This is a genomic window from Flavobacterium sp. (assembly GCF_027484205.1).
Taxonomy (GTDB): Bacteria; Bacteroidota; Bacteroidia; order Flavobacteriales; family Flavobacteriaceae; genus Flavobacterium.
This window is the reverse complement of record NZ_JAIXUB010000013.1, coordinates 243,134-269,427: the sequence shown is the minus strand read 5'-3', so window position 1 is coordinate 269,427 and position 26,294 is coordinate 243,134. Positions and strand designations below refer to the sequence as shown.

The 26,294-nt window shown below is 33.0% G+C and carries 20 protein-coding genes, 1 tRNA gene and 1 pseudogene; 6 read left to right on the top strand and 16 right to left on the bottom strand.

Annotation, left to right across the window (positions count from 1 at the left end; translation table 11 throughout):
* The first annotated feature begins 657 nt into the window (after positions 1 to 657).
* From Q0049_RS05395 to Q0049_RS05385, 3 genes are read left to right on the top strand one after another with little or no spacing between them, the layout of a single operon-like run.
* Positions 658 to 3,627, top strand: coding sequence for a TonB-dependent receptor (locus Q0049_RS05395; protein WP_298117391.1), 2,970 nt, complete (start codon positions 658 to 660; stop codon positions 3,625 to 3,627).
* A 41-nt stretch (positions 3,628 to 3,668) separates the two neighbouring features.
* Positions 3,669 to 5,018 (top strand): RagB/SusD family nutrient uptake outer membrane protein, encoded by a 1,350-nt coding sequence (locus Q0049_RS05390; RefSeq protein WP_298117389.1) that lies wholly within the window; start codon positions 3,669 to 3,671, stop codon positions 5,016 to 5,018.
* The gene (locus Q0049_RS05385) at positions 5,018 to 7,630 is read left to right on the top strand and encodes a prolyl oligopeptidase family serine peptidase (RefSeq protein WP_298117387.1); all 2,613 of its coding nucleotides are present in this window, start codon (positions 5,018 to 5,020) and stop codon (positions 7,628 to 7,630) included. Before Q0049_RS05390 ends, Q0049_RS05385 begins: the two co-directional genes overlap by 1 nt.
* A 56-nt stretch (positions 7,631 to 7,686) precedes the next feature.
* On the opposite strand, the gene Q0049_RS05380 is transcribed toward Q0049_RS05385, so the two are convergent.
* From Q0049_RS05380 to tpx, 11 genes and pseudogenes are all read right to left on the bottom strand, one after another.
* The gene (locus tag Q0049_RS05380; protein WP_298117384.1) at positions 7,687 to 7,968 is read right to left on the bottom strand and encodes a DUF6520 family protein; all 282 of its coding nucleotides are present in this window, start codon (positions 7,966 to 7,968) and stop codon (positions 7,687 to 7,689) included.
* A gap of 92 nt (positions 7,969 to 8,060) precedes the next feature.
* Entirely contained in the window at positions 8,061 to 9,548 is a 1,488-nt protein-coding gene (locus tag Q0049_RS05375; protein WP_298117382.1) for a MauE/DoxX family redox-associated membrane protein, read from the bottom strand.
* A 92-nt stretch (positions 9,549 to 9,640) separates the two neighbouring features.
* Positions 9,641 to 10,210, bottom strand: a complete 570-nt coding sequence (locus tag Q0049_RS05370; protein WP_298117380.1) for a helix-turn-helix domain-containing protein — start codon at positions 10,208 to 10,210, stop codon at positions 9,641 to 9,643.
* Positions 10,211 to 10,394: 184 nt separating this feature from the next.
* Entirely contained in the window at positions 10,395 to 11,633 is a 1,239-nt protein-coding gene (locus Q0049_RS05365; RefSeq protein WP_298117378.1) for a site-specific integrase, read from the bottom strand.
* 251 nt (positions 11,634 to 11,884) lie between these two features.
* A tRNA-Ser gene (locus Q0049_RS05360) sits at positions 11,885 to 11,969 on the bottom strand.
* Between the two features lie 153 nt (positions 11,970 to 12,122).
* Positions 12,123 to 13,253 (bottom strand): 3,4-dihydroxy-2-butanone-4-phosphate synthase, encoded by a 1,131-nt coding sequence (gene ribB, locus Q0049_RS05355; RefSeq protein WP_298117376.1) that lies wholly within the window; start codon positions 13,251 to 13,253, stop codon positions 12,123 to 12,125.
* A gap of 609 nt (positions 13,254 to 13,862) precedes the next feature.
* Positions 13,863 to 15,284 (bottom strand): annotated as a pseudogene (locus Q0049_RS05350) (LptF/LptG family permease); the annotation flags it as partial.
* Between the two features lie 5 nt (positions 15,285 to 15,289).
* A complete protein-coding gene (locus Q0049_RS05345; protein ID WP_298117374.1) occupies positions 15,290 to 15,931 on the bottom strand; it encodes an outer membrane lipoprotein carrier protein LolA in 642 nt (213 codons plus the stop codon).
* Position 15,932: 1 nt separating this feature from the next.
* Positions 15,933 to 18,446, bottom strand: a complete 2,514-nt coding sequence (locus tag Q0049_RS05340) for a DNA translocase FtsK (RefSeq protein ID WP_298117372.1) — start codon at positions 18,444 to 18,446, stop codon at positions 15,933 to 15,935.
* Between the two features lie 49 nt (positions 18,447 to 18,495).
* The gene (locus tag Q0049_RS05335) at positions 18,496 to 18,867 is read right to left on the bottom strand and encodes a diacylglycerol kinase (RefSeq protein WP_298117370.1); all 372 of its coding nucleotides are present in this window, start codon (positions 18,865 to 18,867) and stop codon (positions 18,496 to 18,498) included.
* A gap of 1 nt (position 18,868) precedes the next feature.
* Positions 18,869 to 19,366 (bottom strand): thiol peroxidase, encoded by a 498-nt coding sequence (gene tpx / locus Q0049_RS05330; RefSeq protein ID WP_298117368.1) that lies wholly within the window; start codon positions 19,364 to 19,366, stop codon positions 18,869 to 18,871.
* A gap of 140 nt (positions 19,367 to 19,506) precedes the next feature.
* Here tpx and Q0049_RS05325 point away from each other — a divergent pair, with 140 nt between their 5' ends.
* The 3 genes from Q0049_RS05325 (at position 19,507) to Q0049_RS05315 (ending at position 21,153) form a co-directional block, all read left to right on the top strand.
* Positions 19,507 to 19,830 (top strand): helix-turn-helix transcriptional regulator, encoded by a 324-nt coding sequence (locus Q0049_RS05325; RefSeq protein ID WP_298117366.1) that lies wholly within the window; start codon positions 19,507 to 19,509, stop codon positions 19,828 to 19,830.
* A 115-nt stretch (positions 19,831 to 19,945) separates the two neighbouring features.
* A complete protein-coding gene (locus Q0049_RS05320) occupies positions 19,946 to 20,422 on the top strand; it encodes a DUF6428 family protein (protein ID WP_298117362.1) in 477 nt (158 codons plus the stop codon).
* Positions 20,423 to 20,541: 119 nt separating this feature from the next.
* Positions 20,542 to 21,153, top strand: coding sequence for a protein-tyrosine-phosphatase (locus Q0049_RS05315; RefSeq protein ID WP_298117360.1), 612 nt, complete (start codon positions 20,542 to 20,544; stop codon positions 21,151 to 21,153).
* Between the two features lie 146 nt (positions 21,154 to 21,299).
* Here the strand turns inward: Q0049_RS05315 and Q0049_RS16650 are convergent, their stop codons facing one another.
* The 5 genes from Q0049_RS16650 to Q0049_RS05295 form a co-directional block, all read right to left on the bottom strand.
* Positions 21,300 to 22,037 (bottom strand): DUF3667 domain-containing protein, encoded by a 738-nt coding sequence (locus Q0049_RS16650; protein WP_367178945.1) that lies wholly within the window; start codon positions 22,035 to 22,037, stop codon positions 21,300 to 21,302.
* 321 nt (positions 22,038 to 22,358) lie between these two features.
* Positions 22,359 to 23,027 (bottom strand): DKNYY domain-containing protein, encoded by a 669-nt coding sequence (locus tag Q0049_RS05310; RefSeq protein WP_298117359.1) that lies wholly within the window; start codon positions 23,025 to 23,027, stop codon positions 22,359 to 22,361.
* A 124-nt stretch (positions 23,028 to 23,151) separates the two neighbouring features.
* Positions 23,152 to 23,505 (bottom strand): hypothetical protein, encoded by a 354-nt coding sequence (locus tag Q0049_RS05305; protein WP_298117357.1) that lies wholly within the window; start codon positions 23,503 to 23,505, stop codon positions 23,152 to 23,154.
* Between the two features lie 159 nt (positions 23,506 to 23,664).
* Positions 23,665 to 25,404, bottom strand: a complete 1,740-nt coding sequence (locus Q0049_RS05300) for a T9SS type A sorting domain-containing protein (protein WP_298117354.1) — start codon at positions 25,402 to 25,404, stop codon at positions 23,665 to 23,667.
* 79 nt (positions 25,405 to 25,483) lie between these two features.
* A complete protein-coding gene (locus tag Q0049_RS05295; RefSeq protein ID WP_298117352.1) occupies positions 25,484 to 26,257 on the bottom strand; it encodes a sulfite exporter TauE/SafE family protein in 774 nt (257 codons plus the stop codon).
* Positions 26,258 to 26,294 lie beyond the last annotated feature (37 nt).

Genomic DNA, 26,294 nt, shown 5'->3' with positions numbered 1-26,294 from the left:
TATAACAAAAACATTTTTTTATTATATTCGCAAAGTTCAAGATGGCCTAATAAAATTGGCATAATCTAGAATTTTAAATACATTTGCGATTCTTCATATACAATATTGAAGCATTCGCTTTGAATCTCGACTTTGAAAACTGGTAATTTTTGCAACGAGATGATAAGTAAGATGCTCACGCTCTCGGGTGTGGGCTCACTTATTGTTGCAGGGTATACCAGTACCTCAAAGTCAATAAGCTGAGTTCCATGCCTTTTTTTATTCTACAAAATTGGTTTACTCATTGATTTAAAGTATTGCTGAAAGCAAGCATCGCAGTTGTTTTATTAACTTTTAAAACTGTGTGCCTATGAAAAAATGATGGGATTGCTTCGTGCCTCGCAATGAGGTATTGCCACTTAGTAACTCATTGCAATGACAAACTAAACTTCAAATGGGATGGGATTGCTTCAATTCGGCAAGCTCAAATTGGTATGACGAGATTGCCGCGTCGTGCCTCCTCGCAATGACAAAAAAAAGCCCTCTAGCTGGTCGGCAAACTCACTAGAGGACTGGACAAACAAAACTAATGTTTCATTTAACTCAACCAAAATTATGAATAAATTTTCATTGTACAAGGATAGGTGTATTATTATGGTATGCTGTCTTTGTTTTCAAATGACGTTTGCTTCGGGAGAAAAGAAGCAAGAAGCAATTCTTGAGTATTCAGTGCTCAGTGGTCAGTATTCAATGGATGCTGTTCAGACAACACAACAACAAATTAAAGGAACTGTGAGTGATGCCAATGGTGTATTGCCTGGTGTTACTGTTTCTATTAAAGGAAAATCAGTTAGCACTATAACAGATGTCGATGGTCGGTTTACTATAGATGCTATTGAAGGCGATGTGCTTGTTTTCAGTTTTATAGGATATAAGGAAGTCGCAGTCACAGTAGCAGTTGGCAGTGTTATTAATGTGACTATGCAAGAAGATGCGACTACTTTGAAGGAAGTGGTTGTGAATGCTGGGTATTATAACGTAAAAGATAAGGAACGTACTGGGAGTATATCAAAGATTACTTCTAAAGATATAGATAAACAGCCTGTCACAAATGTGCTTGCGGCTATGCAAGGACGTATGGCCGGTGTGGATATTGTGCAGGATAGTGGAAGTCCGGGTGGTGCTTTTAGTATTAAAATTAGAGGTACTAATAGTTTGCGTGCTGATGGTAACCAACCGCTTTATATTATAGATGGTGTTCCGTATTCGTCGGAAACGATAGGTTCTATTGCTACTAGTGGAACGGCACCGAGTTTGACCAGTCCGTTGAATTCAATTAATCCGAGTGATATTGAGAGTATTGAGGTGCTCAAAGATGCTGATGCTACGGCGATATATGGTAGTCGTGGTGCTAATGGTGTGGTATTGATTACTACTAAAAAAGGAAAGGCAGGGAAAACGACTTTTACCGTGAATGGTTCAACGAGTGTTGGTAGTGTTACTCGCACTCCGAAATTGATGAATACACAACAGTATATAGCGATGCGCCAACAGGCATTTGCTAATGATGGTATTAGTGTTTATCCCGATTTTGCTTATGATGTGAATGGCACATGGGATGCCAACCGCTATACGGATTGGCAAAAGGAGTTTATTGGTGGTACTGCTGAGGTTAACAATTTGCAGGCTTCGGTTTCTGGTGGAAGTGCTAAAACGCAGTATTTATTGAGTGGGAATTATAGAACGGAAACGACTGTTTTTCCTGGTGATTTTCAATATAACAAAGGTGCTGCGCATTTTAACATGAATCATACTTCGGATGATGACAAGTTTAAGTTGGTGTTTTCGGCTAATTATACTGCCCAAAAGAATAATCAACCCGCTACTGATTTGACTGCGGTATCGAGAACCTTGGCACCTAATGCACCAGCATTATATGATGCTGATGGGAACTTGAATTGGGAGAACAGTACTTGGGATAATCCGTTGGCTGCTCTGTTGTCGGAATTTGATTCGAATATAAAAGACTTGACTGCGAATACGGTTTTGTCTTATCAGATTTTGAAAAACTTTCAAGCTAAATCTAGTTTTGGTTATTCGGATTTGAAGAGTATTGAGAGTAGAACGCAACCGCATACGTTGTATAATCCGGCTTTTGGATTGGGAAGTGAGTTTTCGGGATTGAGTGTTAGTCAGACCGATAGAAGCACTTGGATTGTTGAGCCTCAATTGAATTGGACTACCACTCTTGGAAAAGGAAAAGTAGAAGCTTTGGTTGGAAGTACGTTTCAGCAACAGAAAACCAATCGATTGTTTATGAATGGATTTGGATTTTCGAGTAATAGTTTGATTCATGATTTGGCTTCGGCATCTATTAAAACTATTGACTTGAGTGATGAAACGATTTATAAATATCAAGCCTTTTTTGCCCGAATCAACTATAATTGGAATGAGCGTTATATTGTGAATATTACTGGTCGCCGTGATGGTTCGAGCCGATTTGGACCTGGAAAGCAGTTTGCGACTTTTGGTGCTGTTGGTGCGGCTTGGATTTTTTCGAATGAGAACTTTTTGAAAGATAATTCGGTGTTGAGTTTTGGAAAATTGCGCACGAGTTATGGAACGACTGGTAATGATCAGATTGGCGATTATCAGTTTTTGGATACTTATGCCTCTTCGAGTAGCACGTATCAAGGATTGATTGGATTGCAACCAATACGTTTGTTTAATCCCGAGTTTGGATGGGAAACGAATCGGAAATTTGAAGTGGCGTTGGAAAGTGGTTTTCTGAAAGACCGATTGTTTTTGACTGCTGCCTATTTCTTTAATCGTTCGTCTAATCAGTTGGTTGGCATTCCGTTGCCAGGAACAACTGGTTTTGCTTCCTTGAATGCTAATCTTGATGCTACGGTACAAAATAGTGGATTGGAGTTTACACTACGAACTGTGAATTTTCAGCGCAAAGATTTTGAATGGACTACTAATTTTAATATTTCGGCTAGTAGAAACAAATTGGTTTCTTATCCCGGATTGGAAAGTTCTACGAATGCTAATCGTTTTGTAGTGGGTCAACCGATCAATATCATTAAGGTTTATAATTATATTGGCATGAACCCAACTACTGGTGTTTATGAGTTTGAAGATGTGAATGGTGATGGTGTGATTACTTCGATAGGTGATAGAACTAAAATTGCTGATTTGAGTCCCGAATTTTTTGGCGGTTTGCAAAATCAGATTAAGTATAAAAATTTCAACTTGGATTTTCTATTTCAGTTTGTGAAGCAAGAAGCCTTTGGACCTACTCCTGGTGTTCCTGGAACGGCGGTTAATCAGTTGGCCAGTGTGAGTACTGCGGAAGGACAACAGCCGCTTACAAGTGGCGTAAATGGCGACATTATTAATGGCTATTTTCGCTATGCTCAAAGTACTGGAAACATTGAAGATGCTTCGTATGTGCGTTTGAAAAACCTATCGTTGACGTATGATTTGCCTTTGGAAAAGAAAAGAGGTATTCGTTGTCAATTGTATTTGCAAGGTCAAAATTTATTGACTTTTACTAATTATTCTAACGGCGATCCCGAATTTAAGTTTAGTAATTACTTGCCACCGCTGAAAGTGTATTCGGCAGGTGTAAAACTGACTTTATAATCTTAATTTATATGACTATGAATAAATTTAAAATACTACTAATGAATACACTACTACTATTGAATTTAGTAGGCTGTGATAGTTTTGTGGATGTTGAAACGCCCAATTCACAACTAACCGGAGTGACTGTTTTTGAGGATAGAACCACCGCAAATGCTGCACTGATTTCTATTTATGCTAAACTACGTGATACAGGAATGATAGCAGGAAATGCTAATGGCTCTGGCGTTTGTTTGGGATTGTATGCAGATGAACTCACTTATTATGGTGCTACTGATGACAACACTTCGTTTATTTTTAACAATACGATGCTTGCGACTACATCGATGGCATCGCAGCTGTGGAATGAAAGTTACCAGCAGATTTATTCTGCTAATGCTGTGATTTATGGTTGTGAGAACTCTACTGGACTTTCGACTGCTGATAAAAATCAGTTTATTGGAGAAGCATTATTTGTTAGGGCTTTGGTACATTCTTATTTGGTGAATTTGTATGGTGATGTGCCCTATATCACTACTACTGATTATGAGGTGAACCGACTGGTTAGTAGAATGCCAACAAATGAAGTTTATACTAACATTATTGCCGATTTGAATGAAGCTATTGCATTATTGCCTGAAGCTTATGTTGCGCCAGAACGCGTTCGTCCTAATCGTTCGACTGCATCGGCTTTGTTGGCACGCGTGTATTTGTATAATGGGAATTGGGCTGAAGCTTCGAATGCTGCTTCGGCTGTTTTGAATAATGGTGAGTACGTTTGGGAAACGGATATCGATAAGGTATTCTTGAAGGATTGTACGGCTACGATTTGGCAATTTTCTCCCAACTTGGTTGGAAACAACTCTGATGAAGCTTCGGTATTTGTGTTTCAGACTGGACCGCCGCCGTTTATTGGATTGCGTGAAGAATTGTATAATTCATTTGCCAATGATGACCTTAGAAAAAGTCATTGGATTGCCAGTGTAACGGATGGAACCAACACTTGGTATCATGCGAATAAATACAAGCAAAATACGAATACCGGAACTTCTGTTGAGTATTCTATAGTGTTTCGATTGGCGGAACAATATTTAATTCGTGCTGAGGCACGTGCACGACAAGGCGAATTGAGTAATGCCAAACAAGATTTGGATATGGTGCGTAATTTGGCTGGAATGCCGAATACAACAGCTAACACTCAAGCGGAAATTATTGAGGCTGTTCAGCAAGAACGCCGTTTTGAATTGTTTACGGAATATGGACATCGCTTTTTTGATTTGAAGCGCAACGGTACTTTGAATACTGTTTTGCCGATTGTAAAACTGGGTTGGAATAGTACTGATGTTCATTGGCCAATCCCAGAAACGGAATTATTGGCTAATCCGAACTTAACACAAAATCCGGGTTATTAATGAAGTTCACTTATTTACCAACGTTTTGTGGTGTGATCGCCATGATTTTAGTTGGGTTAGTTCCCTGTCCTGTAATGGGACAGGTGCTAACTAAGAAGCATTTGACCGAAGCCGATTATGGTTTGTGGCATCGAATGGGAAGTGAGCAACTGTCTGACCATGGTAATTGGGTTAGTTATCGGTTTTCTTATGAGAATGATGTAGATACTACTTTTGTGGTTCATACTAAAACAAATAAAAAGTTTGTTTTTCCTAATTTACGTATAGGTCAATTTATTGGAGAAAAAAGCTTTGCCTTTATCAAAAAAGAAGGATTAGTAGTGTTTGATTTGAAAAATGGTACTGAAAAGTTATTACCGAATGTTAGTCGATATGACTATTCTGTAGATGGACTTTATTTGGTTACTTTGGAGAACGCTAGTACGCTAGTCATTAGAAAGAGTGAAACCGTTATTGAGCGGATTGAAAACGTCACAAAGTATGAATGGAATAGTGATAAAACTAAGTTGGTTTATACGACTTCCAATAATGGTATTGGTTCTGTTAGTTGTTTGAGTTTTAAAAACACATTTAGTAAGCAACAAATTTTGAAACCAACGTTACAAATTTTTGAAGTTTTCATGTGGCATAACAATGGCAAATCAGTTGCTTTTTATGGTGTTGAAAGAGGCAATGAAGCAGTGTATTATTATGATTTTGTTACCAATAAGTTATTTACATTGAATTCTTCTGATGCTATTCTTCCGTCGCAAATGAAAATTGCTACTGATCAAACTATTGAGTTGAAAGTGTCTCGTGATGGTAAAAAGGTATTTTTTGGAATAACGAATGTTGTAGCCAAAGATACTACTGGATATTCTAGCGGTGTTGAGGTATGGCATGCCAAAGACCAGTTGCTTTATCGTGAACGAAAGTTGAGAGCGAATGTAGGGTATCCACAATTTTTGGCAGTATGGTTTCCAAAAGAAGGACTTGTACAACCCATAAGTTCGGAGCGACAAAAATGGGTTGCTTTGAATGGTAGTCAAGATTATGCTCTTGTTGCGGATGTGGATCAATATGAGCCTCAGTATAAATTAAATTCGGATAAGGATTTTTATTTGATGGATATTAGAACAGGAAGCAAAGAGTTGCTATTGGAACAGCAGTCTGGGATTGATAGTCAATTGGATTTTTCACCTGATGGTAGGCATATTACTTACTACAAAAATAGCGATTGGTGGGTTTATGATATTGTGAAAAAATCACATGCAAACATTACTCATGGATTGAACGTTAGTTGGGATAACTGGATTAATGATCCAGGAACCGAACTTCGCGTTTGGGGTCAGACAGATTGGTCGAAAGATGGCAAATTTATTTTGTGTTACGATTACCATGATATTTGGGCGATATCACCTAATGGCAAGGAACGGAAACGACTGACTAATGGCAAAGAAAAAAACATACGATTTCGATTTGATACGTCTGCTGTATCAAATATAGAGCAGTTTAATTATTCTGATTCTGGGACAACTATTTATGATTTATCAAAAGAAGTTGTCCTGACTTCCTATAATTTACAGCGTGGTGCGTATGGTTTTTTTACATTGAAACCTAATCAAAAAGCAAAGCCTCTTGTAATTGCAGATGCTATGGTTACAAAATTCACAAAATCAAAAAATGGTACTTCTTTTATTTGTGTTAAGCAACGATTTGATTTGTCGCCAACTTTAGTTTACTGTACTACTGGAAAAGAAAAAGAAGTAGTACGAAGTAATGAGCATCAAAAAAAGTATCATTGGGGAAAATCGGAAATGATTTATTACAGCGATAGTAAAGGTACACCACTGAAAGGCATTTTGTATTATCCTGCGGATTATGATGCGAGTAAAAAGTATCCGATGGTAGTATTTATTTATGAATCCTTTTCGAAATATCTTCATGAGTTTAAATATCCAAGTTTGCATAATGGTATTGGCTTTAATATTGCTAATTTAACCACTAATGGTTATGCTGTATTGTTGCCTGATATATCATTTGAAAAAGGAAATGTGGCTATGTCAGCTGTTGATTGTGTTACAGCAGCTACTAAAAAGGTTATTGAAATGGGTGTAGCTGATGCAAAGAAAATTGGACTAACAGGTCAATCTTTTGGCGGATATGAAACCAATTTTATCATTACACAAACAGATTTGTTTGCCACTGCCATAAGTGGTGCGGCTATATCGGATAATTTACAGCATTACTTTACAATCAATACATTGTACACAAATATTGACGCATGGCGCTACGAAAATCAGCAATATCGAATGGGATTTTCGTTTTATGATAATCAAGAAGCATATCACAGCAATTCACCTTTGCTTAATGCAAGTAAAATAACTACTCCGCTATTGACTTGGGCTGGTAAAATTGATGAAACCGTACAGTCTAGACAAGCTGAAACTTTTTATGCTGCTTTACGACGTTTAAAAAAAGAACACGTTATGTTGGCCTATGATAACGAAGGTCATATTTTTCAAGATCCAAAAAACCAAGAAGATTTACTAAGAAAGATGAATGATTGGTTTGGTCATTATTTAAAAGGTAAGCCAAAAGCATCATGGATGAAATCTGATTTAGAAGAGTAAAGATAAAAGTATGCAGTTTTCTATTAAAGAAAACTGCATACTTAAAAGTTACTTGTTTACAGTACTTTGTACAAGTTTACACTACAAGCATTTGCAGCATTTTTATGCCAAACACGTCTTGGAGTTGCCTCACTAGACATACAGTTTTGGGCTGTAGTGGTTGGAGTACAATCCACCGTAACTTGAAGACAATTTGCAATTGATGGATTTTGTATAAATCCAATGATAGCAACTGCCTTTTTTGCTTCTTTAACTTTAGCATTTTTTGAGCTAACTGCTCCTGCACTTGCCAATGTGAATGCCAATACTGGCAAGATCACTTTTAAAACATTTTTCATGGTAATAGAATTTTAATTATTTTTTTGACTTACTCTTTTTTACAGGTTTTCAGTCTCGTTCCTGCTACTGATCAGAATAGATTTTTATGTTGTTATTTGTTGTTGAAATGTTTTTTATTTAATTCGTATTTGTGTAAACGATGTCCGATTATTGCGTAGAGATTGTTGTCAATCACAAACATTTCTTTCAACTTGGTTTTGTTTATATCGTAAATGTAGATGCTTGATAAGTAAGTGTTCTTTTCGATGTTGTAGACATCTACAATTGAAGCTTGTTTCCACATTTCTTTGGGTTCGTATCGCCCGATTAATTTTGAATTTACAAATAGCAACTTATTTGAAATGGCTGTTAGTTTGTTTACAGTTGGCGGAAGTGATGCTGTTTTTCGTTGCCCTGTTTCTTTAATGTGCACTACCTTGAGTTTGGCTTTGGTCGTGGTGTCTATGGTATTTCCGCGACGGATTAGGTTGAGGTTGCTATCGGTAATGATGAATTGATTTCTGTAATAATACGTGTAGATAAATTTTTGAGATTGTTTGTCGAACTGCATCGTACCATCGGTATCAAAAAAGCCGTCAATTTGTTTTTGTAATAGCTGAGGTGCATAGTTGACTTGTAAGCTGTCTTTGAAAGTAAAGGTTCCTAAAATGTTATAGAGCGTTTTGAGCTGTTGGGCTCGAAATGCAACTTTATCTGGAGCAATGATTTCTGCTTTTGAAAAATAATAGTTGTTGTCATACATTATAAGTTTTGCTTTCCAATCGGATATTTTGCCTTTGTAGATTACTGGTACTGTTCCATCCATTAGAAAAAAATAAGGCGGTGCAATTCGGACTTGTACGGAAACAAAAGGAAAGTTCTCGCGTTCCAGTTGTATTTTATAGTGACGCTTGGTTTTTAAAATGGTGTCGTAAGCGATGATGTGTAATGGTGCTTGACTGTCTCCGAAATAAATGGTTTTGCCGTCTGTACCTGCGTAGTATTTGAAATTATTGGTTAATTCGGCTTCGGCTGTTTGGGTAGCTGCACCTTGAATAAATCTTCTGATGAATGGGTTTTCTTGGTGCATTTTTTGTTCGGAATAGATGTACAGCGTTACTATTAAAGCAAAACCGATTATAGCAATTATCATCAATTTTATAATTGTTTTGGATCTATTGTTTACTATAAGTAGTGATGCTATTGCCGCCAGAATTGTAAAAGCTATATTGAAAATAAGGTGTTCTTTCCATCCCAATTTTTCTAATATACCACCACAAGAGCAAGGCACAAATGAAGAATAATTAAGGATAACTATTATGTAAGCTGTGAACATCAGCATCAATCCAAAAGAAGCTAACAAGGCAATATATCTTGATTTTGGGATTGCAAGAAGTATAGCGATTAGTAATTCAACTATTAAAACCGAATAGGAAACAAATCCGGTATATGCACTAATTAGTGGCGATTGTCCCAATTGGGCTTGGAAGTTTTGAAATTCTAGAAGTTTGCTGAGTGCTGAGTAAACAAAAAGTACCATTAGTAAAATACTTATTATTTCTACAAGAATTGATTTAAGATTGGTGACCTTTATTTTCATGGTTTGCTAGAATTGGTAGTGTAAAATTCTATTAATGAAACCATTATCTTATTTCATTTCGGGAATATGTGTTTGCAAAAAATGGAATACTTTTATTGATTGTTGTTTTCTTTTTCTCTTTGAAGTTCGCTGGGCGGATACTTGTAGCGTTTTTTAAATGCTTTGTAGAAGTTGGGATAATCATTGAATCCGCATATCAATGCAATCTCTTTTAATGGGATTATTGTTTTCTCGATAAGAAAATGCGCTTTCTTTAGTCGCTCCTCATTGTAAAATTGATAGATGCTCGTTTTTACAATAGTGCGAAAGCTGTCTTTTAATGTGAACTCATTGGTGCCGAACATTTTTGAAAGTTCTTTGGTGGTTGGCAAAGGTTCTTCTAAGTGATTATGAATGTAGTCAATGACTTTTTGGATTAGTTCGGCATCGGATTGTTTGGTCGTATTTTGACTTGTATTGTAATCATACGGTTGATTTTTGAATTCGTATTTCGAAATTATGTTTTGCATTTTCTCTGCTACATCATTCAACATTGTTGCCAATTGATCTAGCTCATCTCCACTACCATTTAGCTCTACCCGAAATGCTAGATTTCCGGTTGCCATTTCTAAAAGCATTTTGTACAAGCTTTTAATTCGCTGTTGGTTTTGTTGATTATCCATGACTATATAAGTGAATGATTGCCAGAAAGGAAGTTGGGAAATGTTGACAAAACTATACTATCGAAGTTTATAAATCAAGAAGTATAGTGTTCCATTCGGGAATTAAACACCTTGTTTTGGATGTATTTTTAATAAAAAAAGCATTGCTGGTAGTGCAATGCTTTTACTATTTATAAAGTTTGTTTTATGAACTTTTCGCTATCAGCTGAGGTGCTAGTTTTTGTTTGAGAATAGCCATATCGTCACTTACTTTTCTATCTACGACTTTTGCATAGTGTTGTGTTGTTCTAATATTTGTGTGTCCAAGCATTTTGCTTACGCTTTCGATAGGAACACCATTTGTAAGTGTTATAGAGGTTGCAAATGAATGTCGGGCAAGGTGGAAAGTTAATTCGGTTTTAATGCCGCAAACATCACCAATTTCTTTGAGATAGCTGTTCATCTTTTGATTGCTCAAAACAGGTAAGATTGTTTCTTCATTTAAACACTTTGGATGTGATGCGTACTTTGCCATAATTTGTTCCGGAATAGGAAGTAAAGGGATTTTTGAACTGGTATCTGTTTTTTGTCGGTTTTTAAAAATCCATTTGTTGCCATCTATACCAATTCCTATGTGATCGGAAGTCAATTGTTTTACATCTATGTAAGCTAGTCCGGTGAAACAACAGAAAATGAAAATATCGCGAACTTGAATCAATCTTTCACAATGAAACTTCTTATTGTAAATTGTTTCGATTTCGCTTTCAGTTAAAAAATCTCTATCCACTTCCTTGATTTTTCCTTTGTACTTTACAAATGGATTTTCGATAATCCATCTATTATCCAAGCATATTTGAATTATCTTTTTGAAGTTTTTAATGTATTTTACAGTCGTATTGTTGCTGCATCCACGTTCAGTTCGCAAGTAAAAATCATAATCTGTTATAAACGCCAAGTCAATATCCTTTATATTAATATCTGAAATATTGAACTTCCATTTCATGAACTCTTTTGTATGGCTAAGCGACGTTTTGTAGCGTTCTAATGTTCCTGGAGAATATTCCTCAGTTTTTACTAAAGCTTCTATTTGATCATTATGATTTTGAAAAATAGGTACCAGTGTTCGCTGCTTTTCAGTTTTACCAGTCAGAACATTATTAAAAACTTCGGCTGTAATATCCTTATCAACTGCAATTAATTTTTTTTCAATACTAGAATTTTTTGCAATCAGTGAATCGAGGTGGCTATTTATTGTTCTAGCTTCCTCTGAATTACCTTTCATTCTGCCTGCTTCTGTTGACCATTTGGTAGGATCAATGTATTTTCCGGTGCTCTTGTCGAGGCGTTTTCCGTTGATTGTCGTTCTGTGATAAATCGGAACTAGTCCGTCTACATTGGCTTTTGCTCTTTTTAGATAAAAAAGATTTGTGATTGTTGCTTCCATTTTGGTGACCTTTTAATTAGTAATAATTTAGTTAAAAAGTCAAATCGGTACAAGATGTTCATTTTCTGAACTGGCTGTAAATACTGGGCTTAACAATCAGATAGGGGCACAATTTTTATTGAATGCTTTGTGCCCCGAATTGTGCCCCTTTAGTATTGCGAATTAATGAATGTTTTGATAGGGGATTAAAACAAAAAACCCCGAAAATCATAAGATTTAAGGGGTTTTGAAGTACTTTAAAAAGTATTTTGCGGAGAAAGAGGGATTCGAACCCCCGGACCTGTTACAGTCAACAGTTTTCAAGACTGCCGCATTCGACCGCTCTGCCATTTCTCCAATAAATCTCAATACTTCCGTATTGCGGATGCAAATATAGTAACCTTTTTTTGTTTTCCAAATAGTTTTTAAACAAAAAAACGATTAATTTTTATTATAAAAACTAATCGTTTCATTTTCTATGCGTTATGAAAGAAAAAAAATATTTTTATTTTAATAATTTACATATTCTGTAATTTCTAAACCATATCCAATCATTCCAACACGCTTAGTTTGCTCAGTATTTGAAACCAATCGTATTTTAGAAATGTCAATATCATGTAAAATTTGGGCTCCAATTCCAAAGTCTTTTGAATCTATAATTATTTTTGGAGCTTTCATTATTCCCTGACTTTGTAATGTTTTTAATTCAGTAATTCTACTTAATAAACTTACAGATTGCATGTCTTGATTTATAAATATAACAGCACCTCGTCCTTCTTCATTAATTACTTTAAACATATCATCAAGTTGTTGTTCTGCATTATTAGTAAGTGTTCCTAATAAATCATTGTTAACTTGTGAAGAATTAATTCTAGTAAGAATAGGTTCATCTGCATTCCAAGTTCCCTTCGTTAAAGCAATGTGTACTTGCTTATTTGTTGTTTGAATGTATGCTCTTAGTCTAAATGTTCCAAAACGAGTTTCTATATCAAAATCCTCTTTTTTAACAATTAAACTATCGTGTTGCATTCTGTAAGCAACTAATGCTTCAATAGAAACTAATTTTAAATCAAATTTCTTAGCTACTTCAACCAATTGAGGTAATCGTGCCATTGTTCCATCATCGTTCATGATTTCCACAATTACACCAGCCGATTTGAATCCTGCTAATCTTGCAAAATCAATTGCAGCTTCGGTATGTCCTGTTCTTCTCAAAACGCCACCTTGCTTTGCGACAAGTGGAAAAATGTGTCCTGGACGTGCTAAATCGTGTGGTTTTGTATTTTCATCTACTAAGGAAAGGATAGTTTTAGCTCTGTCTGATGCTGAAATACCTGTAGTAACACCATTTCCTTTCAAATCTACAGAAACAGTGAAGGCAGTTTCCATTGGATCAGTATTGTTGCTAACCATAGCATGTAAACCTAATTCTTTACAACGACTTTCTGTGAGTGGAGCGCAAATCAAGCCACGACCATGTGTAGCCATAAAGTTAATCATTTCAGGAGTTACTTTTTCGGCTGCAGCTAAAAAATCACCTTCATTTTCTCTATCCTCATCATCAACAACAATGATGACCTTTCCATTTCGAATGTCTTCAATGGCTTCTTCTATGGTGTTGAGTTGTATATGGTTTGACATAGTTATATTTTTAATATCGATTTAAGAACGAAATTCGGCAATGGCTTCTTTAAGTACTTTATGGTTGTACAAATAAATAAAGATGAAAAATGGTAATCCTACAAGAAAAGCAAGTGAAATTCCGGGTTCAATTTTACGTCCAATAGCATCTCCAATTTCATCAATTTTTTTCTGAGATTGGTATAATGAAGTATAAAATAATACAGCACTAATTCCAAATAATATAAAAAACCAAAGTGATGGATTGTTATTCATTACTAATGAAGTTATGATGGCAATTAGATACAATAATAAAGTAACTTTTGCAGAAGAATAGTATGAAGATACATTTTCTTGAAATTTATTGTAGTCTATGTTTTCAAAATTATTTTCGGCTAGAAGTTGTTCTTGAGAAATGCCTCGGTCATCTAAAATTTTTATGGCTTTGGCACGATAATCATAAGAATAATTGAACTGCTCAGAGTTTTTAACAATCTTAGTTAAAACCTCATTTGAATATCCTTTAAGTGTGTTAAACTCTTCATCTTCAATAATCTTATAATTGTTTAAATCAATAATTGCTTTAGATTGCTTAACCTCTTTTTTAGTTTCAAATTTGGCCAAAAACTTTTGAATTGGAACAATAATTCCATCAAGATTTATGGCTGCTCCAATGTCGTTTGTAGCTCTGTAGGTTAAAAAGATAGCAAGTGGACTAAGCACCATAGTGGACATCCATGTTCCTAAAAACGGTGTGATACCATTTTCTTGTGCTACTTTTTTACCAAAAGTATTTATAAAGTGAAATACGATGAATATGGCAACAGCAAAGACAATTGGCAATCCCAAACCTCCTTTTCGAATTATTGCTCCTAATGGTGCTCCAATGAAAAACATCAAAATACACGAAAAAGCAATAACAAATTTATCGTACAAAGCAATCCAATGTCCGTTAATGTTTTTAAGCTTTTCGTCCATTTCATATTTTGAACTTTCAATAGAAAAGGTAGTACTTTCAACTGCTGAAAATGCTTGTTTTACTATTTTTTGTTTCGTTGACGGATTTAAATTGGAAAGTAAATTATTAGAAATTTTTTCTTTACTCGGAGTAGTTATGCTATCTAAAACGGAAGTTGCTTTAGGTGTATTGTTAGTATTGATAGTAATTCGTTGGTAAATATTATCGCTAAACGATTTAATATCTTTATTGTAACTTGTATTTAAAGAATCGATAGTATAACTAAGTTCACCAATATTTAACATGGTGTTTGTATTAGCAATTTCGCCTGTTTCTACGTTTGTATTTAATTTTGATAAATCAATATTGATTACATCTTTTTTGAAAGTAGCTTTTGCGAAAGGCATTTTGTTTCTTTCTTCAAATTTTTTCGGAATTACATCTTCATAATAATTTCCATCAAAAAGAACCAACTTTAAATTATTTGAAGCTTCACTACTAATTAATTCGCCTCTTTTAGCTTTGATAACTGTTTTATTTCCTTCGCCATTAGGTGCTTTGATGTGAATTATAACACCTTCAAGTAGGTTACCATTTTCTCCCGATTTTTTGTCAACTTTTATAGTATAGTTTCCAATTTCACTAAATTGTCCTTCAGCTATAGCCATCGCTGGTTTTACTTGAGCAATATTTCTTCTGAAATTGATGAATTTATATTCTGCATACGGAATAACATTATTGGCAAACACAAAAGCGACAACAGTTAATAATAAGATAAAAACGGTTAAGCTTCGCATAGCTCTTTGCAAAGAAATTCCTGAAGATTTCATTGCAGCAAATTCATAGTTTTCAGCTAATGAACCAAAAGTCATGATGGACGCTAATAAAACGGAAAGTGGAAGAACCAGAGGAACAATCCTTGGCATGGCAAACAAAAGGAATTTTACAATAAGAATAAAATCTAAATCTTTACCTGCAAGTTCAGAAATAAATAACCAAACGGTTTGTAATATGAATATAAAAAACAAGATTACAAATACCGTAGTAAATGTAATCAAGAAGGTTTTTAATAAATACTTATCTAATATTTTCACAAAGATTAATCTAATTTATTGATGTAGTAGTTGGGATATTTACTAGCTACAAATGTAAATTGATTTTTTGAGATAGGCTGATTTGTTTTAAAAGAATTAACAGTCAAAGTCGTTTTTGTACCATTTTTTCCAACTTCAATCAAATTGTAAATATGTTTCGTCTGAATATCAATACCTAACAAAACTTCTTTTCTTTGGTCTTTTGCGTTATTAGGAATTAATTTTACAAATTGGATTTTTCTTCCTTTTACATTTTGAACAATATCCATTGAATATTTATAACCGGAGTTAAAAAAAGTCAACATTTTTGCTGGAGTAATTGCTTTTTCGTCTTTATCATTAACGCTTGAAACTGTTACTTCTTCGTCTTCAGGACTAATGGTATATGATTTTTTTCCGTCGTAAATTTTAGTTACGCCCATAAAATTCAACACATATTTATTTCCCTCTAAAGTTACATTTCCTTTACTTTCTTGGTTAATATTTTCTTTAGAATTGTTCAAAGTATATTTAAAATCGATAACGATGTTCTTGTAACTTTTAATTTTTGCCGTTACATCGTCTAAAAGTTCTTTTGCCTTTTTATCTTGTGCGTTAGCTGTTATACCAACAAAAAGTAGTAGTGCAATGGAAAGAATTTTTTTCATTTTAATTATTGTTTTGTTCATTGTTTAAAAATTGCTCTAAGGAAACCAAGTCAGGAATGTTTACACTTCTTGCTTTGCTACCTTCAAATGGTCCTACAATTCCAGCTGCTTCTAGTTGATCTATCAGTCTTCCAGCACGATTGTAACCCAGTTTCAATTTTCTTTGCAATAATGATGCCGAACCTTGTTGCGCAGTCACAATTATTTCTGCAGCATCTCTAAACATGGAATCTCTTTCAGAAATATCAATGTCTAATTTCATGCTACTTTCTTCGCCAACATATTCCGGAAGCATGAAAGCACTTGCATACGCTTTTTGAGCACCAATATAATCTACAATTCGTTCAACTTCAGGTGTATCCACAAAAGCACATTGCACACGTAGTAAATCATTTCCGTTAGAAAATAATAAATCTCCACGACCAATCAATTGATCTGCGCCACCAGAATCTAATATCGTTCTTGAATCAATTTTTGAGGTTACTCTAAAGGCAATTCTAGCAGGGAAATTCGCCTTAATCATACCTGTAATTACATTAACCGAAGGTCTTTGTGTGGCAATAATTAAATGAATCCCAATAGCACGTGCTAATTGTGCTAAACGAGCAATAGGTGTTTCTACTTCTTTTCCAGCAGTCATAATTAAATCAGCGAACTCATCGACCACTAATACAATATAAGGTAAAAATTGGTGTCCGTTTTCAGGATTTAATTTTCGTTGTTTAAATTTCTCGTTGTATTCTTTAATGTTTCTAACCATCGCATCTTTCAATAAAGAATAACGGTTGTCCATTTCAATACAAAGAGAATTTAATGTATTGATTACTTTGCTATTATCGGTAATAATGGCGTCTTCAGAATCTGGTAATTTGGCTAAATAATGTCTTTCAATTTTATTAAAAAGCGTTAATTCCACTTTCTTTGGGTCGACTAAAACAAACTTCACTTCTGCAGGATGTTTTTTGTAAAGTAACGAAGTTAAAACAGCATTTAAACCAACCGATTTTCCTTGTCCAGTTGCTCCAGCCATTAAAAGGTGAGGCATTTTAGCCAAATCAAATACAAAAGTTTCGTTAGAAATTGTTTTTCCTAAAGCAATTGGTAATTCCATTTCTGCTTCTTGAAATTTAGCCGAAGCGATAACCGTTTTCATCGGAACCATCGTTGGATTCTTGTTTGGAACTTCAATACCAATAGTTCCTTTTCCTGGAATAGGAGCGATGATACGAATACCTAATGCGGCAAGTGACAACGCAATATCGTCTTCCAAACTTTTAATTTTTGAAATACGAATTCCAGCATCAGGAACAATTTCATATAAGGTTACAGATGGACCAACAGTTGCTTTAATTTGAGAAATTGTAATTCCGTAATTCCTTAAAGTTTCAACAATACGATTTTTATTTTCCTCTAATTCTTCTTGATTGATAGTGATTCCAACAGAGGTGTATTCTTTTAACAAATCAATCGTTGGAAATTTATAATTAGATAATTCTAGTTTAGGATCGAATAAACCAAAATCAGCTACTAATTTTGCTGCTAAATTTTCCTCAACAGTATCTTCGTCTGGTGCTTTTTCAATTACGAAAGCTTCGTCATTAGTAGTAATGATTTCTTTTGCAGGTTCAGGTTTAGTAACAACAGGTTGTTCAATTTCTAGACTCGGATTAGTAGTAGGAGTAACCTTTGGTTCCGTTTTTAAAGTTGGTTCCAATTCAATTTCTGAATAACTTGAAATTGTAGGTTTTAACGCTTCTTTATTAACTTCAAATTGTGATGTTGTTGGTTTTAAATACGGTTCTTCAAAAGCTTCATCTAGTTCATCTTTTGCTTCTTCAACTGCATATTCTTCTAAGTTGTATGCGCCAGATGTATCTTCGGAAGGTTTTGATTTCATAGCATCAATATCTTCTTTAAATTCTTTTTTCTTTTTCTCAAAGAACATTTTTATGCTATCTGGAGATATTTTTATTTTGAATAATAGATAAATCACTAAACCAAAAACTAAGACTAAGAATGTACCAATTTTTCCGATGTAATCTTGAAAAAATTGATTCATTTCATAACCAATTGTTCCACCAAGCTCAGGAATGGAATTAGCAAAAAATCCAAAAAGGATAGATAAGATGATGATGGCAAATAAATCCCAAAACCAAGTTGATTTTAATTTCTTTAAAGGCAAATCCAAAACCAAAAAAGCGCCAGTAATAAAAAATAATTTTACAAAAAGAAACGATGCTGCTCCAAAACCTTTATAAATAAAGAAGTCCGATAGAAATGCGCCTACTTTTCCCAACCAATTTTCTGCAGGTTTATTTCTGTCAGATAAAGCAGTGACAACACTTTGATCTTCTTGTCCATACATGAAAAACGAAATGAATGCGACTAACAATCCTATGGATAAAAGCACTAAAAGACAACCAAAAACTACTTTGTATTGTCTTTTTATTTTCCAAGGAAGTTTTTCTCCTAGTTCGTCAGATTTTGTATTTTCTTTTTTTACTTGTTTTGCCATTCGAAATTAAATAGTTGGTATAAAAATAGAAATTTTATGTTGTAATCAATTAAAATTTTGGAATATAAATAATGCATCCAATGGCAATAGCTGTCATGGCTGCAAAAAACACAGCTCCAGCTGCAATATCTTTAATAAAACCAATACGTTCGTGGTATTCTGGATGGATAAAATCGGCTACTTTTTCTACAGCAGTGTTCAATCCTTCTATTCCAAGAACTAATCCAATAGCTAAAGTTTGAATTAACCATTCTTCGTGAGAAATTTCAAAGTAAAAACCAGCAATAATCATTACTACTGCTAAACAACTTTGAACCATTACACTGTGTTCTGTACTGATTAATTTGACGGCACCTTTAAAGGCAAAGCCCATACTTTTAAACCTTCCTGTTAAGAATGTTTTATCTCTTTCAAACTCCATTTTATAAAGATGCTAAAGCGGCTTCGTAGTTAGGTTCGTCAGCAATTTCTGCTACTTGTTCAGCATGTTTAACGATTCCGTTTTCATCTAAAACGATTACAACTCTCGAATGTAATCCAGCCAATGGACCATCAACAATTTCTAAACCATAATTTTTTCCAAAGCTTCCTTCTTTAAAATCAGATAGATTGATAACATTTTCAAGACCTTCAGCTCCACAAAAACGTTTTTGAGCAAAAGGTAAATCTCTTGAAATACATAACACTTTTGTATTTTCTAAAGCACTTGCTTTTGCGTTAAAAGTCCTTACAGATGTAGCACAAGTTCCTGTATCAATGCTTGGAAAAATGTTTAAAACCAATTTACTTCCTGCAAAATCAGCTAATGTTGCTACAGATAAATCGCTTTTTACTAATTGAAAATCGTTTGCTTTTGAACCTACTTGCGGTAATGAACCATTTGTATTTATTGGGTTTCCGCCTAATGTTATTGATGCCATAATTATTAATTTTTAAGATTTCAAAAGTATGAAATTATTTCGGAATTGAGAAGTTTGATTTGTAGTATAAATTTAACACAAAATGTAGTTGTTGTATTATTGTTTTATTGTAATATTGCAATATAATAATTTTTATAAAAATGGGAGCATCTAAATCAGAATCATTTTCAGAAAAACACAACCAAATGGCAACGCTATTCAAAGCACTTTCGCATCCAGCTAGAATTGCAATTGTTGATTATTTATTATCTGTAGATAGTTGTATTTGTGGTGATATTGTAAATGAGTTACCCTTAGCACAACCTACTATTTCCCAACATTTAAAGGAATTGAAAAACGCTAACATCATCAAAGGAACAATTGAAGGAACAGCCATTTGTTATTGTATAAATCCGGAAACCATTGATACAATAGAAAATCATTTTGGCATCATTCGACACAAATTAAAGAATAAATGTTGTTAGCATAGCCTTGCTTAGATTGTTAAAACAAGACTACTAATATTCTACAATCTAATCAGTCTATGAAATCAAAAATATCTAAGATGTCTAAAAATCCAATAATCTAAAAATCTAAAAAATGAAACTATCAGAAATAAAAAATCAATTAAAAAACTTGACTCAGATTGCTTTTCAATTGCCGAATGGCGAATTGGTTCCAAATCACTTTCATGTAACTGAAGTAGGGAAAATAACAAAACACTTCATCGATTGTGGTGGCGTAGTTCGTACTGAAGAAGTTGTAAATTTCCAACTTTGGGAAGCCAACGATTATGATCACCGATTGCATCCTGAAAAATTGGTTCACATTATTGAATTATCGGAAGCCAAATTGCAAATTCCTGATTTAGAAATAGAAGTAGAATATCAAATTGCAACAACAATTGGAAAATTCGGTTTGGATTTTGACGGAACGAACTTTCAATTAAAGTCAAAGCTAACCGATTGTTTGGCCAAAGATAATTGTGGAATTCCACCAGAAAAGTTGAAAGTTAAAATAGGCGAGTGGAAGCAAAAGGAAACTTCATGTTGTACACCGGATTCTGGTTGTTGTTAAAAAGTAACACAAGGTTTATTAAAGTTTTTACTAAGTTTCACAAAAAAAACATCACTTAACTTAAAATGTATAGGAACCTTGCTTAAAACATTGTGCTCTTTGCTGTTAAAACTTAATTTATGTTAGAAAATTTATCAAATACAATACAAACAATTACTGAAATTTCAATTCCAAACGAACGAAAAGAAGTTTTAAATCCTTTGGTGGATTATATTCAAAACAAAGTAAATTCAAATGAAGAGATTCGTTTGAATTTTATTTGTACACACAATTCCAGAAGAAGTCATTTGTCACAAATTTGGGCACAAACAATGGCTTTTCATTTTGGAATAAAAGATGTTTTTTGTTATTCTGGTGGAACAGAAGCTACTGCGATGTTTCCGAAAGTAGCAGAAACATTGACCAAACAAGGATTTGAAATTCAGAAACTTAGTAAAGAAAATAACCCAGTTTATGCTGTGAAATTTGATGAAAATCAACATTCTATTATCTGTTTTTCTAAAACCTATTTTGATGATTTTAATCCGAAAAGTAATTTTGGAGCCATCATGACTTGCAATAATGCTGATGAAGGTTGTCCAATGGTTTTTGGTGCAGAAGCCAGATTTCCAATCAAATATGATGATCCAAAAGCTTTTGATGGAACCGAAATTATGAATAAAAAGTACGCAGAACGCAGTTTGCAAATTGCATCAGAAATGTATTATATTTTTTCAAAAATTAGTAAGTAATATGAAAAACTTTATTATCAAATACAAAAAGCCAATCATCATTACTACTTCTGTGATTGTATTGCAACTTATTTGGGGTTTTGACCCAAAATTTTGTTTAATAAACTTTATTTGGCTGTTGGTTTAAATTTAATTTTAAATCATTATTATTCGGCTTTCATCGTTATGAATAATACGATAAACGATACAAGCAACACAAAGAAAATAATAAAAAAGAACAAGGTTAAAATTGCGTTTATTACGTTTAAGTATCTCTTGTTTTGGTAGTATTCGCTAAAAACTTGATAATAAATTGTGATAATGGTTGTAGCTGTTATTATATTTATTATGGGATTAGTGTTATCATCCAAATTCAATATTTTTAAGAAGTCAGATAATAAGTTGAACATTAAAAAATAGATTAAGCATATACTTGCAATAATACAATGTTCAGCAAAATTAAGTTTTACTTTTCGATACACTATTCTTGATGAAATCGCAAAAAATGGTATAAAGGATAGCAAAATATATTTGATATTCTCTCGTGCAAAATTCAAGCTTTTCAAGTAATTTGGGTTGTTGTTTCTAAAACTAGGTTTATCGATGAAGGATTGAGCCAATATTGTGAAACCAATAATTACCAAAGTCAAATAAAAGAAATTATAGTATCGAACTCTTTTTCCCTCAATGTAGTTTTTTGCAACAATTGAAGGTCTGAGAATGATTTCTTTTAATGTAAAGGGCAAACCTTTATCAAAATGAAATACGCCATGAATAATGTCATGTTGTATAAAATGTTTAATATCAAGACGTTGTGTGTTTGATTTTTGACTGCAATTGTGACAAAATTTTCCAATTATTTCGGTACTGCAATTTATACAACTACTATTTTTGTACTCACCCATTTCAAAATGCTATGTTTAAAACTTTTACTTTTATTTTTCTTAATTAGTTATTAGCCAAATGTAAAAAAAAACTCAAAAATAAATCTGCTTATTTAAAATATTCTAAAAGATTCAAATGGTTATTTTTTAGGAACTTAATTTTAAAATAAGTTGAAAAACGTTGAAGAGTAAACGATGTAAAGGGTGTTTTCTAAAATCTCTTTTTTATTTCCAAAGAAATTAAAATTGGGAACCAAATTAGAATAGTCAAAATAAAGGAAATGATTTTTTTCCAATATGTTAGCGACTATTCTTAATTTCATAAAACATTTTTATCAGAAATTATAGTTTTTTAAGTTTTTCTATTATTTTTTTTGTTTCATCATCATTAACTTCATTTAAGTCAATTTTACTATCCCAAAAATAATATCCATTTTTATCTTTAGCGAAACAACTACAGTCATCACAAGTTTTAAAAGTTTTATAATCAACGCTGTTCATCTTCATTGCTCTTTCTCCATAAATGTAATTTTTATCTTTTGCATAGCAACTTTTTCCAATGACTTCAAATGTTTTTGCGTCTGCCATTTCTACAATCCAAAAGTTTCCTCCATCTGACATTACATAATGAGTATAAACATTCTTTTTGTCTTTATAAAATGAACTACCCAAATATTTAAAAGTTAAAGTATCGACAACATTTTTGATTTCTTTTCCTTCACAACACAATTGAGTTATGTATTTTTCAATATTTATTTGTTGTTCATTACTCGCTTGAGATTTAATTGCTAAATCACCATTTTTAGATTTCCATAAACCATAATTTGTTTTTTTCCAATATAAAATTTTATTTAAGCTATCCGTTTTTGATTTATAAAAATTGATTTTTTCAACTCTTGCATTCCAGACAGAATCTTTTTTTGGATTACTTTTTTCATGTTTAGAGTTTTTACAACTAAACAAGAAGAAAACAAAGAAAGAAATTAAAAATATTTTATTTAGTACTTTCATGTTCTGTGAAGTGGTTAATCAAGTTCCTTTTTTATCGATTTATGCTAATATTCTCAGATTTCATGAAGTTTGAAGATTTGCAAATCCGAAATTTTAAATTAAGTTTTTCTATTTATTCTTTTTTTTACCTTAGTAAAATATCTATTTCACTCTCTTTAATTTCTAATTTTACTAACTTTTCTTTTTCAAAGTTAAGAATTACTCTACCAAATTCAATTTTATTGTTCTCAGAATTTTCTATATTATAAAATTTGTTTTTTTTAATTTCATTCAGAATTTCTGTTCTTGATAAATCGGTATTATTTATAATTTCAGAAATCATTTTTAAATCTTGTTCAATAAGAGTTTTATCCATTTTTGTAAATGCTAAATGAACTTGATTACTATTATTTTTAGCAAATAAATATAGTATTAGAATTATTGAAATGATAAAGTAAATCCAAAATCCAACTTTCCATTTATCGTTTTTCTTTTCCATTTTTAAAATAGTTTATTTTTTTGTCGAATTATAAGTAATTGTTATTTAACCTATTTGATATTATAATAGCTTATCAAAGATAACCGAATTCCCACAAATCGCAAACAAAAAAACTCCCAATTTATTGAGAGCTTGATGTTTATTTATAAAGCAGTAATTTTATTTTTTTATAATTTTTATGGTTTTTTCTTCGGTATTATTTTTTAATTTAATCAAATACATTCCTGATTCAAGTTCGGATAAATCTAAAGTATTTGTGGTTTGATTTTCAAATTGTTTTTCGGTAATCAACTGACCTGAAAGATTATAAATTGTTGCTTTTTGAATTTCAAAATGATCTAAATGTAACACATCTTCTACAGGATTTGGATAAAAAGTCAACGCTTCAACGTCAACAGCATTTTCTGAAAGTGTTGTGGAAATAGTAAATTGATAAGGCGTTTGGTAATTAGTATTGGTTGGATTGGTACTGCTTATTTTTAAAAAATAATCTCCAGGCGATAGTGTTCTATTAAAATTCAAATTGCTTCCGCTGTTGTTTTGAATCGCTCCAACAGCAACTCCTGATGCGTCTAAAATACTAGCATTCATAGAACTTGTTACAATATTTGAAACTGAAACAGTCGCATTTATAGATTCAGTAGTAGTAAATTTAAAATAGTCAACATCTTCTGAAACAGGATTTTGAATCGTCGTAAATCCGAAATAAATTTTGTTGGTATCAATCCAATAAGCCAATTCTTTAAAATTAGGTTCGTCTAAACCTTGCATAATTTCATAATAATAACTCGTCAATTCTGTGTGATTTTCAATTAAATCGTAGCCCGAATTATAATAAAATAATTTTGCAGGATAAGTCAATGTTGGATAATAATGATTCAAATTTGATGATGGTTCGGCAACAATTCCATCGGTTGTAATATTCGTTCCAAAAAAGTTTGTAATTCTTCCAATAAAGCACGAAAAATCTATCAAGTTATCGATTGGTTTTTGGTTCAAGCCCAAAATAGATTCGCCTAAAACGCCATTGCAATTGATGTCAACATTATAAAAATCAGGAGTATTGGAATTATCATTCATATTGCTAGCATCCTGAATTTCGCTTCCGCCAAATAAATATCTTCCTGCTTCACCACTATAATAATAGGTCGACTTTAAATCGCGAATCGCCTCTGATTGTAAATCAGTTCCAGTGAAAAAGGCTAAAGCATTGTCACTTGCGTTGCTTCCGCCATGTGGAGTTCCAATGCAAAGTAATTTTGCCACATGATGGTAATTATCGGATTGCCAATTTTCTGAATTTTGAATGTATTCTCTTGAAGCTAATCCGCCCATACTGTGGCTGGCAATTATTACTTTATTTTTGCCTGTTATTTCCATAACGCGTTGAATGGCAACTTTTAAAGCTGCACCTTGTTTAGCAACCGCCGATTGATTACTCAAAACCGTTGTACCAACAGTACCATTTGGATTAACATTGAAATTTATGTAATAATAATCGCCATTTTGAACTGAGGATTCAAAGGCAATGATATCGGCATTTGCCGTTGGATAAAAATTTTTATTGGTCGTAACATTATTGCTATCAGCATTCAAGCAAAAATCAAATCGTCCGCCAAAAGTATAGGAATATTGACTATTCAAATAACTTGTGGTCGTATTCCAAGTTTCGGAACTTGAATTCAATCCGTGAATGAATAAAATAGGATAGGGAAGTTTGCTTTGAAACGAAGGCGAACTTACTTGCTCTGAAATAGTTTTTAGTGCAACAACACTATCGCTAATCGTTTGAAAATTTTCAAATTCCTTTGGTCGAGACTTATATTCAATAAGGTTGTTTTGAGCAAAACTTACTATTGAAATAATTGATAAAAAGGAAACTAAGGTAATTTTATTCATGTTTATCCATTATGAAATCAAGTGCAAGATAGGAAAAATGTTTCATATCAAATTTCATTGATGTTACGTCATATAGTGATTAAATAATTCCTAATCCAAATGCGAATGACAAAACCAACAATAAAATTGCAACCGAATATTGTAAAAATTTTAAAGTAACTTTCTTTAATAATTTATTTCCAATGAAAGCACCAGTCATTGCTGAAAGTGTGGCACAAAGGAGTAAGGGCAAATTTTCTTTCAAATCTAAATTCATGATTCGTGTGGCGTAAACGCTTAAACGAGTGAAATCTACAAACGATGAAATGACAACCGTAGTTCCAATAAACGCTTCTTTAGTCAATCCTGCACGAATTAAAAACGCACTTCTCAAAGCACCTTGCGCACCAGTTAATCCTCCAAAAAAACCACTCAAAGCGCCACCAATAGGTAGTTTTGATTTGTCAAATTTTAAGTTATTGAAATACGGAATCAAATCAATTACGGCAAAAAACATCATGAAAAGTGCCACAAGCAATTTTAGTGGGAATATTTCAAATGTTTTTCCAAAAAGTTGGTAGGAGTAAAGCGGTTCAAAATTGGGTATTTTGACTAAAATTAAAGCGCCAATAAAAGCAAAAAGAACCGCAGGAATTCCAAAACGAAGCAACACTTCTTTATTGAAATTTTTGCCTACTAAAACTAATTTGAAAATATTGTTCGAAAAATGAACTACGCCAGTCAAGGCGATTGCTACTTCTACTGGAAAGAAAATCATCATGATAGGCGTCAAAATAGTTCCTAATCCAAACCCTGAAAAGAAGGTAAGAATAGCAACAAAAAACGCTACAATTGAAATTAAAAGAATTTCCATTTTTCAAAAGTAGGGAAAAATGTTTGTTGATTATTGT

Excerpts from the sequence above, each read along its gene's own strand:
- tpx (WP_298117368.1), bottom strand. The coding sequence starts at position 19,366 with ATGGCATCAATAACATTAGGCGGAAACCCAATAAATACAAATGGTTCA.
- Q0049_RS16650 (WP_367178945.1), bottom strand. The coding sequence starts at position 22,037 with ATGGGTGAGTACAAAAATAGTAGTTGTATAAATTGCAGTACCGAAATA.
- Q0049_RS05315 (WP_298117360.1), top strand. The coding sequence starts at position 20,542 with ATGTTAGAAAATTTATCAAATACAATACAAACAATTACTGAAATTTCA.
- Q0049_RS05335 (WP_298117370.1), bottom strand. The coding sequence starts at position 18,867 with ATGGAGTTTGAAAGAGATAAAACATTCTTAACAGGAAGGTTTAAAAGT.
- Q0049_RS05375 (WP_298117382.1), bottom strand. The coding sequence starts at position 9,548 with ATGAAAATAAAGGTCACCAATCTTAAATCAATTCTTGTAGAAATAATA.
- Q0049_RS05385 (WP_298117387.1), top strand. The coding sequence starts at position 5,018 with ATGAAGTTCACTTATTTACCAACGTTTTGTGGTGTGATCGCCATGATT.
- Q0049_RS05300 (WP_298117354.1), bottom strand. The coding sequence starts at position 25,404 with ATGAATAAAATTACCTTAGTTTCCTTTTTATCAATTATTTCAATAGTA.
- Q0049_RS05380 (WP_298117384.1), bottom strand. The coding sequence starts at position 7,968 with ATGAAAAATGTTTTAAAAGTGATCTTGCCAGTATTGGCATTCACATTG.
- Q0049_RS05370 (WP_298117380.1), bottom strand. The coding sequence starts at position 10,210 with ATGGATAATCAACAAAACCAACAGCGAATTAAAAGCTTGTACAAAATG.
- Q0049_RS05310 (WP_298117359.1), bottom strand. The coding sequence starts at position 23,027 with ATGAAAGTACTAAATAAAATATTTTTAATTTCTTTCTTTGTTTTCTTC.
- Q0049_RS05390 (WP_298117389.1), top strand. The coding sequence starts at position 3,669 with ATGAATACACTACTACTATTGAATTTAGTAGGCTGTGATAGTTTTGTG.
- Q0049_RS05395 (WP_298117391.1), top strand. The coding sequence starts at position 658 with ATGACGTTTGCTTCGGGAGAAAAGAAGCAAGAAGCAATTCTTGAGTAT.
- Q0049_RS05325 (WP_298117366.1), top strand. The coding sequence starts at position 19,507 with ATGGGAGCATCTAAATCAGAATCATTTTCAGAAAAACACAACCAAATG.
- Q0049_RS05340 (WP_298117372.1), bottom strand. The coding sequence starts at position 18,446 with ATGGCAAAACAAGTAAAAAAAGAAAATACAAAATCTGACGAACTAGGA.
- Q0049_RS05305 (WP_298117357.1), bottom strand. The coding sequence starts at position 23,505 with ATGGAAAAGAAAAACGATAAATGGAAAGTTGGATTTTGGATTTACTTT.
- Q0049_RS05320 (WP_298117362.1), top strand. The coding sequence starts at position 19,946 with ATGAAACTATCAGAAATAAAAAATCAATTAAAAAACTTGACTCAGATT.
- Q0049_RS05295 (WP_298117352.1), bottom strand. The coding sequence starts at position 26,257 with ATGGAAATTCTTTTAATTTCAATTGTAGCGTTTTTTGTTGCTATTCTT.
- Q0049_RS05345 (WP_298117374.1), bottom strand. The coding sequence starts at position 15,931 with ATGAAAAAAATTCTTTCCATTGCACTACTACTTTTTGTTGGTATAACA.
- ribB (WP_298117376.1), bottom strand. The coding sequence starts at position 13,253 with ATGTCAAACCATATACAACTCAACACCATAGAAGAAGCCATTGAAGAC.
- Q0049_RS05365 (WP_298117378.1), bottom strand. The coding sequence starts at position 11,633 with ATGGAAGCAACAATCACAAATCTTTTTTATCTAAAAAGAGCAAAAGCC.